Genomic DNA, 18,766 nt, shown 5'->3' on the forward strand with positions numbered 1-18,766 from the left:
TGCCGTAGTCTTTTGATGGGTGTATTTTACGAGTTTACCTTTGCGCTACTATTGATTGATTATTTTTTCCTGTTCTATAACCTTTTTCAATTGAAGGGTTGTCTAAAAAAAAGAAGAGCCAGCACGAATGCTGACCCTTCCTTCCAACAACAAAAGTTAATCGTTCAATTCCTGAATTTGCTTTTCAAGACTTTCTATTCGCTCTTTCAAACGTTCTTCGCGCTTGTTTCTCTTTTCGGCATATTGTTCTTCAACCTTGGCAATTTTGGTTTTATAATATCCTTGCATTGCATTGTAGAATGAAATGTTTGTCAAGTTATTTACGTGATTGCTCTCGCCAAAATGCACTTGCTTTGTGAGTATGTACCTTATCAGCTTATAAAAGATTTCTTTTTTGAACTTCTTTTTGAAATTTTCGACAATTTTCACATCTTTCATCTTGGACGTATTGCCCAATAATTCTGAGAAAAATCTTTGTCGTCCAACATAATCCACATTGTTCTCATATAACGTTAATGAGAAAGCTACCATTTCATCTACCGAAAGTGCTTTTCTGGTATCAATATATTTCGTTTCTCTAATCATCTGGACAACTTCTTCAAACTGCTTGTTGTTCTCAATCTGCATCTTACGAATTTCCCTTTCTTTGATTTTAACTATTTGTTCTTCAGGGGAACAATCTGCCATTTTTCTTTCTGCCAATGGTGCTGAATATGTTGTCAATTTGTCTTTCGAATTTTCAACAATCTTTAAAAACACTTCCTTGTGCCTGTGCGTTTCAGGATGGAACACGATGCCATTTACGAATCCATTTCTGTTTGCTGAATTGTATGTTTCCAATTCTTCATTATAACTCTGAATTGCTTCTTCAAGTTCAGCATTCAGCTCATCTTCCGAATAATCATAATGCTGGTATTCTATCTTAATGGTTTCTATTGTTGGCTTAATCGGTTCTTCAATTAATTCGACATCATCCAGAAGATAAATTTTCAATCCAGCTTTTTCCAATTGCGATATAACCAGTTGATTACTTTCGTCATCTGCCCAGTACTTTCTAATCTCAGGAATCAGAAGCGTATTCTCTTTCTTTGATTTCTCTATCAAGTTCACGAAAGACTTGCTTTTCTTGGTCTCGTAGCAAGCTGATTTTGTACAGACCATTTTACCGTCCCCAAATAGATTACCTTGATTTGCGGCATTGAAAGGACACACATTACAAGCTCCAGCTTTTGCTACCAGTTTTTCGTCTTCTCCATCAAAAGACGCATTTTCCAAATCATAGGTCTGGTCTTTAATCATCCTATTTATCTGATGCGCACTAAAATCCTTGCCCATCGTTTCCAACATCATTTGCTGTTCTTCCGGCTCAAAAAGTGCGACACCGACACCCAAGGAAATAGTCATTTCTCCATTTTGGACGAAGGCCTTAAAACCCTCAATTAGTCCAGCCAATTTTAAGCGTTGTCTTATAAAGTTATCGCTTCTGCCCAATCGTTTTGAAATTTCTGTAGCTGAATACTTTTCGCTGAGATAGGCAATCGCATCCGCTTCCTCTGTAGGCTCAACATCCTGTCTTTGTAGATTCTCGATGATTTGAACTTCTAAGATGTCGTTACTTTCATAATCCCTTACAATACTGGGTATAGTCTTCATACCTGCCAATTTACTAGCACGGTAGCGACGTTCTCCCATAACGATGATGTGTTCGCATCCAGACTTTCGGACTGTGATAGGTTGAAGTACTCCGTATTTTTTGATACTTTCTGAAAGCTCTGTTAGAAGTAATTCATTGAAAGTCTTTCTGGGTTGCATCGTGTCGGGAACGACCTTTTCGATATTCAGATTTTGAACTTGAAGCCCGATTGCACTTTGGGTCAATTTCTCTTTGACCTCTTTCTTAACGGTCGCATTTGCTTTACCGTTCCTTCTTGTTGTACTAGCTTTTGTTGTCATAATACTTAAATTTTAGATTAAACAATATTTAAGCAGGAACCAAACGGAAGATAAAATCTTGGCTCAAAAGGAAACGGAATAAATAAGCGTAGGAAGAAGCGATGGCTTTATGCCGTAGTCTTTTGATGGAAGTATTTTACGAGTTTAAATTGCGGTTATATTGTATGATAATAAACTCCCCCTATTACTAAGGTTAGGGTTACTCTTTCGCAGAATTTATTATTTCCTAAACTCGCAAATAAAATTTAAAGAAAAATGAAAGGTTTTGATAAGGATATTAATGTAAGCTTGAAAAAAAGTAAAATGTTGTACCTATGTTGTACCTAAACAAAAAAACCCCCCATTTCTGAGAGGTTTTAAGACTGCTAATTTGCAGTTGAAAAAGTGCGGGAGAAGAGACTCGAACTCTCACACCTCGCGGCACCAGATCCTAAGTCTGGCGTGTCTACCAATTCCACCACTCCCGCTTTTTCAATATTTTAACATTACTTATTAGGTTAAATCCTAAGTCTAGCGTGTCTACCAATTCCACCACGCCCGCAAAAGATAACCTACCTATTCGGTAAGCGAGTGCAAATATAAACAAATGTTTCAATATTCAAACAAGAGTTTATAATAAAATTGCATCTCTTTTTGTACTTTTACGTAAATCCAAAAAATATAGTATGCAAAATATAAAATCTTATGTGGCCGAGCATAAAGATAGATTCTTATCAGAACTCATCGAATTACTTAAAATGCCATCTATTAGTGCCGATTCTGCTTATAAAAAAGACGTCATTACCACAGCAAATAGCGTTTTAAAAAGCTTAAAAGAAGCAGGTTGCGATACCGTAGAACTTTGCGAAACCGAAGGCTACCCTATTATTTACGGAGAAAAAATAATAGATAAAAATTTGCCAACGGTTTTAGTGTACGGTCATTACGATGTGCAACCACCAGATCCTATCGACTTATGGACGTCCCCACCATTCGAGCCGGTTATTAAAAAAACCGATATACATCCCGAAGGTGCTATTTTCGCTCGTGGAGCTTGCGACGATAAAGGACAAATGTACATGCACGTTAAGGCGATGGAATTCATGACGCGTACCAACCAATTACCTTGTAACGTAAAGTTTATGATAGAAGGTGAAGAGGAGGTGGGGAGTGTAAACCTTGCTAAATTTGTAAAAACGAACCAAGAAAAACTTAAAAACGATGTTATCCTTATTAGTGATACCGGAATGATCGCTAAAGATGTACCGTCTATTACAACTGGGTTACGTGGCTTAAGTTATGTAGAAGTTGAAGTTACCGGACCAAACAGAGATTTACATTCTGGTCTTTATGGTGGTGCCGTAGCAAATCCAATAAATGTATTAACTAAAATGATTGCCCAGTTACAAGACGAAAACAATCATATTACCATTCCTGGGTTTTACGATAATGTCGAAGAGCTCTCTAAAGCCGAGCGCTCACAAATGGCTAAAGCACCGTTTTCTTTAGACAATTATAAAAAAGCACTAGATATCGACGCTGTTTATGGTGAAGCCGGTTACACCACCAACGAGCGTAACTCTATTCGCCCAACGCTAGACGTTAACGGTATTTGGGGAGGTTACACTGGCGAAGGAGCGAAAACAGTTATCGCAAGTAAAGCGTATGCAAAAATCTCTATGCGTTTAGTACCAAACCAAGATTGGGAAAACATTACTGAATTGTTTAAAAAACACTTCGAAAGCATAGCGCCAGAAGGTGTTAAAGTAAAAGTAACGCCGCATCACGGGGGGCAAGGTTATGTTACGCCAATCGATAGCGTGGGCTACCAAGCAGCCAGTAAAGCGTACGAGGCGACATTCGGAAAAACCCCAATTCCACAACGCAGTGGGGGTAGTATTCCAATTGTTGCGCTTTTCGAACAAGAGTTAAAAAGTAAAACTATTTTAATGGGCTTCGGTTTAGATAGCGATGCCATACACTCACCAAACGAACATTTTGGGGTTTGGAACTACTTAAAAGGTATCGAAACCATACCGTTTTTCTTTAAACATTTTACAGAATTACACAAGTAATTACAGACATTAGTACACTAAGCCGCTTAATTTTTAAGCGGCTTTTTTTATGTCTTTTAGTTTAAAATCCTTCATAATAAGTTGGGCGTTCCCCTATCGGGTCGGGTCTTCACGACTCGCTTCCCGAAAAAAAATCGGGAGAGCTCAAACAGATCGCTCAACCCCTAACGCAGTTTAATTCTTAAAAAACAGACTCTACATTTGTAGAATAGTATTATTTGTTCTACATTTGTAGAGAACATTCTAAACGTGTAGAATCATGCAACTTACCAAGACCGAAGAAGAATTAATGAACCATCTCTGGAGATTAGACACCGCCTTTATGAAAGATTTGCTAGAGGCCTACCCAGAACCAAAACCTGCCACCACCACAATAGCAACCCTTTTAAAACGAATGACCGACAAAAAATTTATACATTATAAACGCCTCGGGAATTCTAGAGAATATTACCCACTGGTTAAAAAGAAAGATTATTTTTCGAAACAGGTAAACACCTTAATTAAAAACTTTTTTAACGAAAGCAGTGCGCAATTTGCTTCTTTTTTTACCAAAGAAACAAACCTATCAAAGCAAGAATTACAAGAATTACGCGCCATTATCGATAGCGAAATACAAAACAAATAGTCAAATATTATGGTACTATTACTTTTAAAATCTACAGCCTGTCTAGCCATTTTTATCGTATTCTATACATTGGTTTTAGAAAAAGAAACAATGCACACCTTTAAACGCTTTTATTTATTAGGCGCTTTGGCATTGTCTATAGCTATTCCTTTTATAACCTTTACAGAATATCTAACTGTCGAGACCATAGTTCCTGCACTCACCACTACAGGGCTAAAAAATGCAGTGGGATTTCAAGATCAAAACACCATAGAATCTATAAACTATATCCCCTATATTCTCTGGATACTCTACGGAGTAGGTGTTTTGGTATTCGGATTAAAGTTTAGTGTCAACTTGTTTAAAATAAGACAACGTATTGCCAACAACCCAAAACACAAAACAAAACACATTACCAATGTGCTTGTAGAAGATGCCGTTACCCCACACACCTTTTTAAATTATATTTTCTTTAATAAAACGACTTTCGAAAACAACGGGATTCCTCAAGAAATAAAATTACACGAAGAAACGCACGCCCTACAAAAACACACTATCGATATTTTATGCATTGAGTTGCTTTTAGTCTTCTTTTGGTTTAATCCGTTGTTGTACAGTATTAAAAGAGCCATTAAACTCAATCACGAATTCCTAGCCGATGCAGGCGTTTTAAAACGCGGCGTCCCCGCATTAACTTATCAAAACTTATTACTCGCATTCTCATCAGGTGCGCATTATAACCCGTTGGCAAATGCCATAAACTATTCATTAATCAAAAAACGATTTACAGTTATGAAAACACAAACACCACAACACGCAAAATGGCTAAAAAGCCTTTTAATGCTGCCGTTATTGGGCGGTTTACTCTTTAGCTTCAGCAGTACCAAAACGATTAAAAAAGAAAGCCTTGTACCCGTGGCGAGTACTGCGCAAATCAATAGTAAGACAGAAAATAAGGCAACAAGCTTAAATGCAAATCAAGAAACTTTAATCACCATAAACGGTATTGCTTGTGACGAATGCCTTTTTAATTTTTCAAAAAAGGCTATCAAAAACATCCTTATCGGCACAACGACAAACGACAAAATAACGAGTTTTAGAATAAAGTTTTCCGGAAAACCGACAGAGACAGTAAAAAGATCAAGAACAATAAATAAGGTAGCAAAAGAATATCTAGAAGAGGCAATGATTGGTAAAATGGTACAGATTTTCGATATCAGGGCTGGTAAAAAAGTGTTTCCGCCCGTAATCATCACTATTGTAGATAAAAATGATCCCAATCACACACCTTCACCAAAAGTAAAAAAAGGAGAACATTCTATTCTTCCACCGCCTGCACCACCGATGCCTCCAAAAGTAAAAAAAGGCGCGGTTTCTAATATTTCGCCACCGCCACCACCAGCGCATTATAAAACAGGCTTTTTAAAGATTAAGGGAGAAGAGCACTATTTCGTAACCCTTAACAACAAAACAAAGTACTACAACCGCTGGGGAATAGAAGTGGATGATAAAGGCGATGAAGTAAACGGTTCTCGTCGTGTTTCTGGCGATAAAGTGGTGCCAGGTCAATACTTAACAAAAATATATAAAAACGATAAGGTAGTGAGTGAATTTAAAAAAACGTGGCGAGACCACAAAATGGATTTTCCTGAGATGCCAAAACTAAAATCGCCAGAAGAAAACATAAAAGAAATGGCCGATAAAAACGCCTCTTTTTACTTTAACGGCGCCCCAATAACTGCTGAAAAAGCAATAGAAATTGTAACAGCACAACGTAATATTAATATGTCGTCGCAAACTAATAACGGGGTATCTGTGGTACATTTATCAAATACAGCGATGACGATTATAAATGGCGAGATGATTGAAGACAAAAATTAAACTACTCAAAAACAGAACCACAGAAGAGGCCTCTATTAATAAACGTCAGTTTAAAGAACAATACTTCAAACTGACGTTTTATAATTTAAGGACATTTACAACTCCATTAGAGTTTCTTAACATATTGGGTAATAATTACAATTTGTTGCCCGTCTACTTTTCCTTCAATATATTCGGCATTTTCATGATCTAAAGAAATACGTCTCACCGCAGTTCCTTGTTTCGCAACTATACTTGAGCCTTTTACTTTTAAATCTTTAATTAAAACGACAGAATCTCCTGTTTCTAAAATCACACCATTAACATCGCGGTGTATTATTTTATCAGCGTCATCTTCGCCTTCACCCGTAGCTTGTGCCAATTTTAAAACCTCATCTTCAAGATACATCATGTCTAATAAATCTTGAGGCCAACCTTCTTTTCGTAATCTTGACAACATTCTCCAAGCCATCGCTTGCACCGGTTGGTGTTCACTCCACATACTATCGTTTAAACATCTCCAATGGTTCGCTTCGGTTTGCTCCGGATCTTCAATTTGAGTTAAACAAGTTTTACAAACCGTTAACGAATGTTCTAAACTTTTATCTTTTATTGGTTCTAGCGTATAGATTTCTAAATGCTCTGTGTTGCCACATAATTCACACTTATTATCTGCTCTTTTACTTAATTCTCTATCTAAACTCATAGTCGTATATTATTGGGTAAAAGTAAGCATATTTATTGAATGGCTACACCTCTAAGCTAGAAGCTATAAGCCAAATTCGTGTCGCACTTTTTTAGTGAGACCCCTTAGTATTAAATCGTAGGAATTATCGATAAGCTCAAATATAAATTGCGGTTGCAAATCGTTGTTATTGAGGGATACCGAATTCCAATGCTTTTTACTCATATGGTAGCCTGGCGTTATACTCTCGTAGTCTGCTCTTAGCGTTTCGGCATAGTCGGGATTACATTTTAAATTTAAAAAAGGAGCGCCTTTTTCCCAAGTCTCTAAACTGGTTAACAGAAACATTTTACCCGCAACTTTAAAGACTAAAGTCGACGCATCAAACGGAAAATGCTCCGTAACCTGAGGTTTTTCTAGACAATAACGTCTAATGTCTTCGATATTCATAAATAGAAGTTGCTTTTATATTATGTGAGATAGTAAAAAAAATGAATTTATAGTTTTAAAAATTTACTGACTTCAACGTCTCCGTTATCATTTGTAAGGCGCAAAAAATAGAGTCCACTTGTTAACGACTCAACATTAATCACTGTCTGGTTCAATTCAGAACTTTTTAAAGACAGTACGTGTTTCCCTAGATTATTTAATATAGCTATAGTAACATAACCTGAATTTGGGTTCGTGGTAACGAAAAGAGTCTCTTTAACTGGGTTTGGATACGTAGATACTAAAGGTGTTGCAAACGCTTGTCTAGATAATAACACACTCCCATAAATAGCTTCATCTCCCGATGCATTCGTTACAACTAAAGTTTTACTCCCGTTAATTTCATCTGTAATAGCATACAAAAAGGGAGAGGTAATATCATTTTCAAAAAACCTGAGAAATAAACATTTTGAAAATTTGAATTCACTGCCGCTTCGCAACCACCTAAGGTCAAGGCGTAAGAGTTAAAGGTAAACTGCGACGCTAAGTACGTAATATCGCCGCATAGTCCATCGCAAACAACAGTTTGTAATTCGGCTGAATCGGTAAAATCGGCACTAATAGTTAATACCTCATAATTTATAGGCAGCACATTCTCCTGTTCGTTAATAATTACATCTTGCAAATACCAGGTGCTATTTATCAGCTGTGGATCTTGAGAAGACGTAGCAAAACATATGAATAAAAACAGGATTACAATTCTGTTTTTCATGGTACAACGGTTAAGCGCGCCTCTGTAATAAATATACGTTTATATTATAAGCTCTATTTTTATGAGTGCACAACTCGGTTTCTCGGTTACAAGACGCTTTTTAGACTTAAAACTCTAATCACGCTATTTTTCATATAGGTTACAAAAGGACATTCTAAAATGTTTTGATTAAATAACCCTAATGCTACCATCGCACTCCTGCCATTACTGTCTTTCGAAAATCCGTTTTACAAGTAAGCAATACCAGCGTCCAAATAAATCACGTTTTCGTAATCGTGGACGGCAATAACAAAACATTCTGCAACTTTCATTTTGTTAAAATGTTCCCTAACGTATTCTCTTAACCTAAGCCTTACGCCAGTAAAGAACGCAGCAAACAAAGGTGTTATACTTTTAAATGACAAAGTTATAATATCTCCAAAACTCTTTTATCGCCACCTTAGAGTTCTTGGTTTTGCCTACCCAGTAACGCCTTTTTATACTCAATTTCAAGCAACGCACCGCAAGTTTTCGTGTCAAAAATCGCGCCTATTATTTTCCATAAAGATGGAATGTTAGGGAAGTCGTTAATTAAATGTCTTCCAACAGTAAAACACCACGAATCTCCCCTATTCTATCTTATACAAAACGGGTTTACTGGGCGATGCATCGTTTTCAAAAGGGGCTATTTGCAGATTTAAAATATATGCGCCATCAGCAATGGTATTGGGTACATAAATAAATTCGGTAATAGTGGCTTCTTTTCTCAATGTCCCGTTATAATCCCAAAAGGCTTTATGCGCTAATAATGCGCCATTATCTTTCTCTTTATCCACGCTTGGTAAATCGATTAATAAATGCTGTATATTCTTTGTCTTCAGATATTCGGCTGCTTCTTCCGTAAGATATGCCCAATTGGTATTAGAATACTGTCGCGATTTCTTTTCGATTGTATTCGGCATAGTACGAATCACTATAGCTTGTGGCACTTTTCGTTTTAATAAAAACTGAATTTGTTGCTTCCCAATGACATAATCTTTACCCTGTAACTCGGGGGCTACGGTAATAAGTTCTGCCACAAAAAAGAACCGTTTTAAACACTTATTAATGCTATATACTTTCTCGGTAATATGGCCAACACATTCGGTGTGCGTGCCGTGTGCGTGGGGATTGAAATTAATGTTATTAAAATTGACAGAAGCCCCTTTTTTCACACTCGCTACCCATTTGTTCACCACCACAGGTTTTATTTCTGGAGCATCTACATACCACGCATTCGCATTGCTTTTAGAAGCACGCAGCGGCATAGAAATATCCAGAGGTTTATTTAAATCAACTTTATACCTTTTACTATTTACTTGAATTGTTGCCTTCACTATATATTAATTTTAAATAAATCTGATGCGATGCCATCGCTTAAAAATTTACCTTTTTTGGTTACTTTTAATTTCTCATTTTCAATATACAATAATTGTTCTTTTATATGCTTATCACTCTGTTTTAAAAGGTAAGTTTCAAAAGTCGCACCGAAATCTGTTCTGATCCTCTCTAACGACACACCCCATATGGTGCGGAGTCCCGTCATTACGTACTCATTGTATTTATCGGTTGTACTTAGTGTTTCAACCTCTTGCGGCAATCTGTCTTCTGTAATTGCCTGAATATATTTGGTGTTATTTTTTATATTCCAACTGCGCTGCTCTCCATTAAAAGAATGTGCCGAAGGCCCAATACCTAAATAGGTTTTACCTTGCCAATACGCAGAATTATTCCGACTAAAATAGCCCGACTTTCCAAAGTTTGATAATTCATAGTGTTCAAAATCTGCGGCTTCCAGCTTATCGGTTAAAATAAAAAACTGCTGTTGTGCCATCTCATCATCTACATTTTCGATAACGCCTTTTTTTATAAAAGACGCCAAAGCCGTTTTCGGCTCGACCGTTAAGGCGTAACTCGAAATATGATTCACACCAAAAGCTAAAGCTTGATCGATATTGGCTTCCCATTGTGCATTGCTTGCGCCCGGAACTCCGTAAATTAAATCCAACGAAATATTATCGAAATGTTGTGTTGCAAATGTTAAACAATCGCTTGCCTCTTGCGCGTTGTGTGCGCGATTCATCAGTTTTAAATCAGCGGCAAAAAACGATTGTATACCAATACTTAAACGGTTAATAGGCGTCGCTTTTAGTTCTAAAATACGTGCCGGTGTTAAATCGTCAGGATTCGCTTCAAGTGTAATTTCAGGGTTGGGCGCAACGGTATAGTTTTTATAAACGGCTGCAATAATCGCTTCTATTTCGGCATTAGTTAATAACGACGGCGTGCCACCTCCAAAGTAAATAGTTTCCACAGGTTTCGAAACCATTTCAGTCTTTCGCATTGCGATTTCATGCATTAAAGCCGCCACCAGTTCACCTTTTTTTTTCAGTGAGGTCGAAAAATGAAAATCGCAATAGTGACAGGCTTGTTTGCAAAAAGGAATATGAATATAAATACCCGACATAAGTGTGTGTGTGTGTGTGTTGTGCTTCAACTGAAGATTAATTCTTTAGTGATGCTTTAATGACAGACCAAAATGGACTGTTACTTTTAGTTACTTCTGAGGTTTATCGGCTTAAGACTACTTTTTTACGCGCTTTTCGTTTTGCTTTACAAAAGCATTCCAACCGCTATAACTTTTACCAATTTCCACACGACCATAATTATAGAAATGACAGACGGCTGCGGCTAAACCATCCATAGAATCTAGATTTTTAGGCAACGTTTTTAATCCTAACATACCTTGCAACATTTTCGCCACTTGCTCTTTACTGGCGTTTCCGTTACCGGTAATCGCCATCTTTATTTTCTTAGGCGCATACTCGGTAATAGGCACTTCTCGCGATAATCCAGCCGCCATAGCGACCCCTTGAGCGCGACCTAACTTAAGCATACTCTGTACGTTTTTACCAAAAAAAGGTGCTTCGATAGCAATTTCATCGGGATGATGGGTATCGATTAACTCAATGGTGCGCTCAAAAATAAGCTTTAGTTTTAAATAATGGTCGTCGTATTTTTTTAAATCCAATTCGTTAAGCTGAAGGAATTGCATTTTCTTATTTACTACCTTTATAAGTCCGAAACCCATAATAGTAGTTCCGGGATCGATACCTAAAATAATTTTTTCTTCTACCATTTAATTACACGTTCTACACCCACTTAATGCGATCGACACACCAACTGTTACTGTTAACAAATCACCATTAAACGAGCCATAGCCACTCATTTCTGGATCGAAATCTTTTGCGAAACCCTTAATATAGCTACCATCTAAATACAACGCCAATGTCTCGTCTAGATTATAATGACACTCCAAACCGGCCATCGCATTCAAAAAGGATACTTTATTATCGCCATAAACATCCAATGGCTTTACTATTGAATAGCCGGGACCGATATGGCCTACAACTGCCATTCTAACTGGTAGAAACAGAAGATGCGGTGAGGCATCGTACACAAATTGTGCGTTTATCCGGGTGTAATTCACTTTAAACGCCGGACTCTTATCGGCATTTGAAAAGCGGTTGTAACCAAAATCTAGTTTAGCACCCATTTGTGGGGTAAACAGCGTTTGCACCCCTAGATTAATAGTTGGGAAATTTATTGAATTGCCTTCAAAATCTGCGACAAAACCGCTTTGCGACGGACTGTTAACGCCAATAGCCAATAGTGCTCTCCATTTACTGGTGTCTTGTTGCGCGAAAAGTGAGGTTGCACTTATCAAGAACACGATTAAAAAACAATAGGGTGTATTTGAAGTCTTCATTGTATTATTTTTAGTTTATTTTGCACGTATTAAATTTGGCAAATCTTTTAAAATTCCATTTTTAATTGAAATGAATATAACTGCATCTTACAAAACTAATCAATTCTTTTTTGTACTCATTAAATTGAGTTTAGTACTTGGCGCTTTTTATTTTATTTATTACAAACTAACCCAAAATGAAGCCCTCGATTTGCCTGTTTTTGTAGCGCTTTTAGCTAGTAACCCGCAATTTTCTACGCTAAACATCGTGTTTCTAATTGTTTTAACGTGCAGCAACTGGGGATTAGAAATAAGAAAGTGGCAAGTGTTAGTCGGCAGTTTATCGAAAATCACTTTTAAAGCGGCTTCGCAACAAACTTTAGGAGCGTTAACCGCTTCTTTATTAACGCCCAACCGCATTGGCGATTATGGCGCAAAAGCACTATACTACCAGCCGCAAAATCGCACTAAAATCGTGTTATTAAACCTCTTTGGGAACACGATGCAAATGATAGTCACTCTCGTTTTTGGTGTCATCGGACTTACAACACTCGCTAAGGATTACAAGCTTCCCCTCAACTTTAAATATCTTATAAATGTAGGACTCGCAGTTCTTGCAAGCCTTATTATACTGTATCGCATGTCTTCGTATAACGTTTTTAAAAAGATCGTCAACAAACTATACCCTTTTGTATTGGTGCTAAAACGACTCTCGCCAAAAACGAAACGCGTAACTCTTATAATCTCGGGATTGCGATACCTAGTGTTTTCATTTCAATTTTATGTTATACTCGCCCTTTTTGGTATTGAAATCCCCTATCTCGAAGCTATGATGCTCATCTCAACACTGTATTTATTTTCATCTATTATGCCCTCTATTTTTATTTTTGATGTCCTAATTAAAAGCAGCATTGCGGTGTATCTCTTTGCATTAATTGGTGTTGGCGCACTCCCCATTTTATGCACCACAACCCTAATGTGGAGTCTTAATTTTGTGTTACCGAGTTGCCTTGGTAGTTATTTTGTGCTTAAATTTAAACCCGTAAAAACGACATAGAATGATGTTACTCCTCTATATGGTTACTGGTTTATATGTGATTTTAATTGCGGGGTTCTGTTACGGTTTTGACAAAATAAAAAGTTTTAACACCTCTGAAACCATATCTAAAACCCGTTTTTCTATAGTAATTGCCTTTAGAAATGAAGCAAGTAATGTAACAGACTTACTAGACAGTTTAGTTCTGCTGCGCTACCCGAAAGAACGGTTTGAAATTATTTTTGTTGACGATGCTTCAGAAGATGGTTCGGCACAACTTATCTCTCAATTTTTCGAGAAACAGCCCACATTTCACTATTCCATTTTAAATAACGAGCGCATTTCAAATTCACCAAAAAAAGATGCGATTACAACCGCTATCAGCAAAGCAAAAAATGAGTGGATTATTACCACCGACGCCGATTGTAATGTACCAAACTTATGGCTAAATAGTCTGGATAGCTATATTCAAAATAATGACTGCAATGTTATTGCGGCGCCTGTAGCCTACCACCAAAGCAACTCCTTTTTAAAACGCTTTCAAGCCCTAGACTTTTTAAGTTTAATGGGCGCAACTGTTGGTGGTTTTGGTATTAATAAGCCTTTTATGTGCAATGGCGCTAATTTTGCCTACAAAAAAGAGACTTTTTTAAAACTGGAAGGCTTTACAGGAAATAACACTATTGCAAGTGGCGACGATATTTTCTTGCTCGAAAAAGCTCTGCAAGACACACCAAATGCAGTACAGTATTTAAAGAGTACTAACGCGATTGTGTACACCAAGCCGCAACCCAATTTTATACAGCTAGTACAGCAGCGTAAGCGCTGGGCGGCAAAAACATCGCAGTATTCTTCTGTGTTTGGAAAGGGGGTAGGTGTTTTAGTCTTAACGATGAACCTGCTGGTACTACTAAGCTTTATTTTTGTTTTAAGCGCTATAATCACTTTAAATACAATGCTTATTATTTTTACACTTAAAATAGTTATAGATGGCATTTTATTATTTAAAACGTGTCGCTTTTTTAAGACGTCATTTTCTACATCCTTTTATATCATTTCAAGTATATTATATCCTTTATTTACCGTTTTAATTGCGTGTTCTACTTTATTTTCTACCTATAAATGGAAAGGGCGCCAGTTTAATAAATAACATTAAGCGAAGTGCAAAGCGTTTCGCAACATTAATAATTTCTATTTTGAGTGCTCATTAAAGCCCACAACAAGTACCGTTCCTTTGTGTATAATTCTCTGGTGACTCTTTTTCTAGATAAAGAATATAAGTGTCCCGTAGATTTCGCGATTGGTTGTAAGTTGAACCTGCACGCTATTCGTTAACAGATAAAATAAGCGGTATCGTAAAAGTAGTTTTTACCGGCTGGTCTCTTTTTATGGCGGGGTAAATGTCTGGGAGTGTTTCTAAACTTTCCTGTAATATCTTTTTAATGGAAGGTATTTCGTGCGCCGTTAAAGAATCGACCCGAATATGATTAAGCGCTAACACCCCTTTTTCTGAAATAGTAAACTCCAAAACAACGGTATCACTTATCGTTTGTGTGACTATAAATCGTTGTTCTAAAAAGCTATTGGCAATATGGGAAGCTAACGTGTTTTCAAAACAGTGCTTTCTATCCCCTTTCGTGGTTAACGACTCACAAGAAGCAAAAGCAGGATAAGCATCGACCGTATTCCAATTGAATGTTTTTAGCTCTTCATTTAAAATATCTTCCGAAGCTATTTTTTCGGCTTCAAAATAATTACATGAATACACGCTGACAAACAGTAAAAAAATAAGTGCTTTTTTCATACTCTAAACTGAACGTGAAAAGTACAATTTATTATCCTAAAAATAAAAAACCGAAGACAGTGCTTCGGTTTTATTTTAAACGACTCCATTTTACATCGCAATAGTCATCTTCTCACAGTTTAAATACAGCGTATACCCAGAAGCAGCACCCTTTAATCCGTAACAAAACCAACCCACTCGTCCTACTAATAAACATTTATGTAGTTATTGTAAGTGTTTTCGCATGCTCTTTGTTAGTGCACGCGGTGGAGAGTTAATAAATTAAGCGGACTTTAAACAGCTGTAAAAGCAGCTTTCGGTTCCTTTTTAGGATGTATAGTGGCACTCATTTAGGCCAGATTGCTTATAAAAATTGTTTTGCACTATAAAGACGCTCTCTTTTCTAAACAAAAAAACCATAAGGTTTGTATAGGTAGATATTCTATGCTAGAAGCAACACACTGTTATGGAAAGAAAACGCAGAATGTGCTGCATAAATTTAATAATGCAGAGTACCTAAATCTTACTATATAAAACCTGCGTCTTTAGCTTTAATAACCAAAGTATCGTCTTTTCCATCACTGATTCTAAAAACCTCTTTTAAATATTTTTTACGTTTTTCAATCATACTTAAAGAGAGATTAATACGCTTTGACATATCCTTATTTTTAACACCTTGAGAAAGTAGATATAAAATTTCGTGACTTACATCGTCGACATCTAAACGGCTTGACGTCATCTTATTCAAAATTTTATTCACCGTTCCGCTATAAAAAGGCGGGTTATTAATAACGGCTTGAAAACCGCTAGATAGTTCTTTTGAAGTAATATCACTTTTTATTAAAAACCCTTCTGGTTTAATGTTTTTTATAATGGTATGAATGCGGTACGACTCGTTAAACATCGTTAACAACACGACTTTGGCTGCTGGCACGTATTGCTTAACATAAGCGGCTAAATCGACACCAGATTGATACACCCCATCTTTTGAAGGAGGAAGACTGATATCAAAAAAAAAGATATCGAAAGGAGACTTTATCGCCATCGACTTTTTAATGGCCTTTATAGATTCGTCACAATTACTAGCGATAGCAATATCCAATTCTTGATGTTCTTTTTTGGACGATAACAGCGTGTTTTGATACCCTTCAATAATCATAGGGTGATCGTCCGTCATCAATATTTTAATAGGTGTTTTGTGCATAGGTTAAGAGCCTCATATTTTATAGGTAGGGGATTGTAATTCGTACTATTGTACCAGTGTTAATGTCGGAATCTAAAACTAAAGCACCGTCAATTTCGCTCACGCGATCTCGCATATTTTTTAGTCCTATTCCCTTTCTGGTTTTAGAATCATTAAAGCCTTTACCGTTGTCTTGCACCTCTAAAATAAGGTTTTTATTTTCTAATTTAATAATCACATTTACTTTAGTTGCTTCCGCGTGTTTAAAAATGTTTTGTAACGATTCTTGTGTGATACGATACATATGGATTTTAGTTTTATTGGACAATTGATCCCAATTAATAGTATCATCCACATCCATACGATAGTGTAAACCCAAGGCCGTCGACTGTGTTTTCAACAAAGTCTCTATAATATCGGTAAATTTGGACTGATTGATAAAATCGGTATTTAACTTATGAGACACTTCCCGAATGTCATCTTCAATACTTTTTAATTCATCAATGTAGGTACTACGGGTTTCAATAGCATCAGCAGTTGTACTAAAATTCAAACTATCTAAACTTAACCGCGTGCCAAATAACCGCCCTAAAACACCATCGTGTAAATCTTGAGAAATCCGCTTCTTCTCTTGCTCTTTAGCGTGATTTAAGTGTTCTTGTTGCGACAACATTAGGTTGTAAATCTCTTCATTCGCCTCTTGCTGCGTTTTAGCAACTTCAAGTTCTCGTTTTCGCGAGCGGTGGTTTTTTATACTGTACACTAAAAACAACGAAATCAATAAAACTGCCGATATCAGCATTAACCATAAACGCTGTTTTGAAATGATTTCCTTTTCTTTTTTGATAATATCAGTTTCGTAATCTATTCGTGCGAATTTGTTTCTAATAAGCCGCTCTTTTAACACTAAACTATCATTTAATTGTATATAGTCTAGTAAATAGCTTTTCGAAATGGTATCATCTTCTATTTTAGATTTTAAAAGCAACGTATTTAAAACAGATTCGTTAGCGTTTAATTTTTTCGCTAATGCGTGTGCTATATTAATATGTGTTATGGCCGATTTTTTTTCATTTTTATCTAATAAATACTCCCCATAATAGTGATTGGCATACATTAATTCCATTAAAAAATCGGACGCTTCAGCGACCGCTATAGACTCTTTAAACCGGGATCGTATTTGGGCGTCGTTATGTCGGTTAGGGTCAAGAAACTCACAATAGGCTAAACCGGCCATCACTAATGAGTAGGTACTAGGGTCTTCGTATTTAAGGGCTGAGTTTTTTAAAATAGCATAGAAACGTTGTTCGGCTTTTTCATAATCACCTTTTCTGCGGTATAAAATCGCTAAATTGGTTTGAGTGTAAAGCCGTAAACTCTCACTATCATCCATTTTATTGGCATAGGCGAATGCTTTTGAATGGTATTCTATAGCTTCATCAAAACGTTCTAATTGCTCGGCAGCTATCCCCAACACATTATGTAGAGACCATAACAAATCGTAAATAGCGTCGCTTGGCGCGAGTGTTTTTAAAACCTCAACAGCTTTAATAGCGCTAATTTCACTTCCCATAAAATCGCGCTCCTGCTCTTGTATAATAGCCATATTGAGCAATACAGAAGCTTGATTCCTAACTTTTCCCTGAGATTGGTAAAGTTTTCGTGCTTTTGCATAATAGTAGTAAGAACTATCCAACACATTGGTTTCTTGAAAATAATAACCGAGATTATTAGTCGCATAAGCCATTCGTAAAGAATCTTTTAACCGCAAAGACAATCTTAAATTCTCTCTATTTATAGGGTAAATCGAATCGATGTCCCTGTTTATAATAAAAAGATAAGACAAGACTCTATTGCTAGATAAAACAATGCTATCGACTTGCTCTAAATGCGCTAGTGCTATACCGCTTCGAGCGTAATCAAACCGCTGCGGCATAGTGTAAGACGCCGTCTTTGCTGAGTCATGAAACTGGTAAATCCGCTCCACTCTATTCACTTTTTTAGATTGCGAATGCAAGGCAATAGGCAGCAATAGTACACCTAGTAAAAATAAAAAGTATTTCAATTTAATTAACGTTAAAGGAGGGCCTACAATGTATACTTTTTGGAATAAATAAGTTGAATTATCTCTAAAAAAATAAAGGTGTTCTATTCTTTTATCTGTTTAATTATGAAAATCTATCCGTTGGTAGGGACGCTGATTTTTACTTTATGAGATGTTGTTGCTAGGTGTACTTCGGTTGGCGCAAGCTCTGTGTTTGAGGTTGTCGTCGGTGTAACAGTAACAGTTGAAGCTAAAGCAGTGAATAGTCCGAGTGAAAAAAGAGCGATAAAAGTAATTTTTAAGGTTTTCATAAGTATTCTGATTTTAGGGGTTGTTATTATTCTGTTTTGAAAATGGTTTAAATTGAAAATCTATCCGTTGGTAGGGACGCTGATTTTTACTTTGTGAGATGTTGTTGCTAGGTGTACTTCGGTTGGCGCAAGCTCTGTGTTTGAGGTTGTCGTCGGTGTAACAGTAACAGTTGAAGCTAAAGCAGTGAATAGTCCGAGTGAAAAAAGAGCGATAAAAGTAATTTTTAAGGTTTTCATAAGTATTCTGATTTTAGGGGTTGTTATTATTCTGTTTTGAAAATGGTTT

At 36.6% G+C, this 18,766-nt stretch carries 19 protein-coding genes and 1 tRNA gene; 5 read left to right on the forward strand and 15 right to left on the reverse strand.

Translation table 11 applies throughout. The features are described 5' to 3' along the window. Nucleotides 1-156: 156 nt before the first annotated feature. Together ES677_RS11680 and ES677_RS11685 are read right to left on the reverse strand one after the other, a co-directional pair. Nucleotides 157-1,953: a ParB/RepB/Spo0J family partition protein gene (locus ES677_RS11680; protein ID WP_148381354.1), complete on the reverse strand. Its 1,797-nt coding sequence runs from the start codon at nt 1,951-1,953 to the stop codon at nt 157-159. Between the two features lie 385 nt (nt 1,954-2,338). Next, nucleotides 2,339-2,420 (reverse strand) — tRNA-Leu (locus ES677_RS11685). 198 nt (nt 2,421-2,618) lie between these two features. On the opposite strand from ES677_RS11685, the gene ES677_RS11690 reads away from it, so the two are divergent. From ES677_RS11690 to ES677_RS11700, 3 genes are all read left to right on the forward strand, one after another. Next, a complete protein-coding gene (locus ES677_RS11690; RefSeq protein WP_148381355.1) occupies nt 2,619-4,007 on the forward strand; it encodes a dipeptidase in 1,389 nt (462 codons plus the stop codon). A gap of 259 nt (nt 4,008-4,266) precedes the next feature. After that, a complete protein-coding gene (locus ES677_RS11695; protein ID WP_211357877.1) occupies nt 4,267-4,632 on the forward strand; it encodes a BlaI/MecI/CopY family transcriptional regulator in 366 nt (121 codons plus the stop codon). A gap of 9 nt (nt 4,633-4,641) precedes the next feature. Continuing rightward, nucleotides 4,642-6,492 carry a M56 family metallopeptidase gene (locus ES677_RS11700; protein WP_148381356.1) on the forward strand — a complete coding sequence of 617 codons (1,851 nt, stop codon included), beginning with the start codon at nt 4,642-4,644 and terminating at the stop codon, nt 6,490-6,492. A gap of 106 nt (nt 6,493-6,598) precedes the next feature. Here the strand turns inward: ES677_RS11700 and ES677_RS11705 are convergent, their stop codons facing one another. The 8 genes from ES677_RS11705 to ES677_RS11735 form a co-directional block, all read right to left on the reverse strand. Beyond that, nucleotides 6,599-7,177 (reverse strand): PhnA domain-containing protein, encoded by a 579-nt coding sequence (locus ES677_RS11705; RefSeq protein WP_148368528.1) that lies wholly within the window; start codon nt 7,175-7,177, stop codon nt 6,599-6,601. A 63-nt stretch (nt 7,178-7,240) separates the two neighbouring features. Further along, nucleotides 7,241-7,606, reverse strand: coding sequence for an MmcQ/YjbR family DNA-binding protein (locus ES677_RS11710; RefSeq protein WP_148368529.1), 366 nt, complete (start codon nt 7,604-7,606; stop codon nt 7,241-7,243). 47 nt (nt 7,607-7,653) lie between these two features. Next, nucleotides 7,654-8,007 (reverse strand): T9SS type A sorting domain-containing protein, encoded by a 354-nt coding sequence (locus ES677_RS11715; RefSeq protein ID WP_170235063.1) that lies wholly within the window; start codon nt 8,005-8,007, stop codon nt 7,654-7,656. Next, on the reverse strand, nt 7,965-8,270 hold the full coding sequence (locus tag ES677_RS15320) for a hypothetical protein (RefSeq protein ID WP_170235064.1): 306 nt from the start codon (nt 8,268-8,270) through the stop codon (nt 7,965-7,967). Before ES677_RS15320 ends, ES677_RS11715 begins: the two co-directional genes overlap by 43 nt. Before the next feature lie 695 nt (nt 8,271-8,965). Further along, on the reverse strand, nt 8,966-9,712 hold the full coding sequence (locus tag ES677_RS11720; protein WP_211357878.1) for a cyclase family protein: 747 nt from the start codon (nt 9,710-9,712) through the stop codon (nt 8,966-8,968). After that, the gene (gene hemW, locus ES677_RS11725; RefSeq protein WP_148381358.1) at nt 9,712-10,842 is read right to left on the reverse strand and encodes a radical SAM family heme chaperone HemW; all 1,131 of its coding nucleotides are present in this window, start codon (nt 10,840-10,842) and stop codon (nt 9,712-9,714) included. Before hemW ends, ES677_RS11720 begins: the two co-directional genes overlap by 1 nt. A 117-nt stretch (nt 10,843-10,959) precedes the next feature. Beyond that, nucleotides 10,960-11,514 carry a crossover junction endodeoxyribonuclease RuvC gene (gene ruvC, locus ES677_RS11730; RefSeq protein ID WP_148381359.1) on the reverse strand — a complete coding sequence of 185 codons (555 nt, stop codon included), beginning with the start codon at nt 11,512-11,514 and terminating at the stop codon, nt 10,960-10,962. Continuing rightward, a complete protein-coding gene (locus ES677_RS11735) occupies nt 11,515-12,144 on the reverse strand; it encodes a cell envelope biogenesis protein OmpA (protein ID WP_148368533.1) in 630 nt (209 codons plus the stop codon). 70 nt (nt 12,145-12,214) lie between these two features. Between ES677_RS11735 and ES677_RS11740 the strand changes: the two genes are divergently transcribed. Further along, nucleotides 12,215-13,180, forward strand: a complete 966-nt coding sequence (locus tag ES677_RS11740) for a hypothetical protein (RefSeq protein WP_148368534.1) — start codon at nt 12,215-12,217, stop codon at nt 13,178-13,180. Between the two features lies 1 nt (nt 13,181). Then, nucleotides 13,182-14,309, forward strand: a complete 1,128-nt coding sequence (locus tag ES677_RS11745; RefSeq protein WP_148368535.1) for a glycosyltransferase family 2 protein — start codon at nt 13,182-13,184, stop codon at nt 14,307-14,309. Nucleotides 14,310-14,483: 174 nt separating this feature from the next. Here the strand turns inward: ES677_RS11745 and ES677_RS11750 are convergent, their stop codons facing one another. The 5 genes from ES677_RS11750 to ES677_RS15330 all read right to left on the reverse strand — a co-directional run. Beyond that, nucleotides 14,484-14,963: a hypothetical protein gene (locus ES677_RS11750; RefSeq protein ID WP_148381360.1), complete on the reverse strand. Its 480-nt coding sequence runs from the start codon at nt 14,961-14,963 to the stop codon at nt 14,484-14,486. 505 nt (nt 14,964-15,468) lie between these two features. Then, nucleotides 15,469-16,146: a helix-turn-helix domain-containing protein gene (locus ES677_RS11755; protein ID WP_148368537.1), complete on the reverse strand. Its 678-nt coding sequence runs from the start codon at nt 16,144-16,146 to the stop codon at nt 15,469-15,471. Nucleotides 16,147-16,165: 19 nt separating this feature from the next. Next, nucleotides 16,166-18,190: an ATP-binding protein gene (locus ES677_RS11760; protein ID WP_148381361.1), complete on the reverse strand. Its 2,025-nt coding sequence runs from the start codon at nt 18,188-18,190 to the stop codon at nt 16,166-16,168. Between the two features lie 113 nt (nt 18,191-18,303). Further along, complete coding sequence (locus tag ES677_RS15325; RefSeq protein ID WP_170235065.1) at nt 18,304-18,480, reverse strand: hypothetical protein; 177 nt, start codon at nt 18,478-18,480, stop codon at nt 18,304-18,306. 60 nt (nt 18,481-18,540) lie between these two features. Next, nucleotides 18,541-18,766 (reverse strand): hypothetical protein (locus ES677_RS15330; RefSeq protein ID WP_211357879.1); only part of this gene is annotated, 226 nt, incomplete at its 5' end.

It is taken from the genome of Bizionia gelidisalsuginis, from assembly GCF_008086185.1.
GTDB lineage: Bacteria > Bacteroidota > Bacteroidia > Flavobacteriales > Flavobacteriaceae > Bizionia > Bizionia saleffrena.

Bases quoted from the DNA above. Each gene is read 5' to 3' on its own strand.
- ES677_RS11680 (WP_148381354.1), bottom strand. From the start codon at position 1,953: ATGACAACAAAAGCTAGTACAACAAGAAGGAACGGTAAAGCAAATGCG.
- ES677_RS11690 (WP_148381355.1), top strand. From the start codon at position 2,619: ATGCAAAATATAAAATCTTATGTGGCCGAGCATAAAGATAGATTCTTA.
- ES677_RS11695 (WP_211357877.1), top strand. From the start codon at position 4,267: ATGCAACTTACCAAGACCGAAGAAGAATTAATGAACCATCTCTGGAGA.
- ES677_RS11700 (WP_148381356.1), top strand. From the start codon at position 4,642: ATGGTACTATTACTTTTAAAATCTACAGCCTGTCTAGCCATTTTTATC.
- ES677_RS11705 (WP_148368528.1), bottom strand. From the start codon at position 7,177: ATGAGTTTAGATAGAGAATTAAGTAAAAGAGCAGATAATAAGTGTGAA.
- ES677_RS11710 (WP_148368529.1), bottom strand. From the start codon at position 7,606: ATGAATATCGAAGACATTAGACGTTATTGTCTAGAAAAACCTCAGGTT.
- hemW (WP_148381358.1), bottom strand. From the start codon at position 10,842: ATGTCGGGTATTTATATTCATATTCCTTTTTGCAAACAAGCCTGTCAC.
- ruvC (WP_148381359.1), bottom strand. From the start codon at position 11,514: ATGGTAGAAGAAAAAATTATTTTAGGTATCGATCCCGGAACTACTATT.
- ES677_RS11735 (WP_148368533.1), bottom strand. From the start codon at position 12,144: ATGAAGACTTCAAATACACCCTATTGTTTTTTAATCGTGTTCTTGATA.
- ES677_RS11740 (WP_148368534.1), top strand. From the start codon at position 12,215: ATGAATATAACTGCATCTTACAAAACTAATCAATTCTTTTTTGTACTC.
- ES677_RS11745 (WP_148368535.1), top strand. From the start codon at position 13,182: ATGATGTTACTCCTCTATATGGTTACTGGTTTATATGTGATTTTAATT.
- ES677_RS11750 (WP_148381360.1), bottom strand. From the start codon at position 14,963: ATGAAAAAAGCACTTATTTTTTTACTGTTTGTCAGCGTGTATTCATGT.
- ES677_RS11755 (WP_148368537.1), bottom strand. From the start codon at position 16,146: ATGCACAAAACACCTATTAAAATATTGATGACGGACGATCACCCTATG.
- ES677_RS15325 (WP_170235065.1), bottom strand. From the start codon at position 18,480: ATGAAAACCTTAAAAATTACTTTTATCGCTCTTTTTTCACTCGGACTA.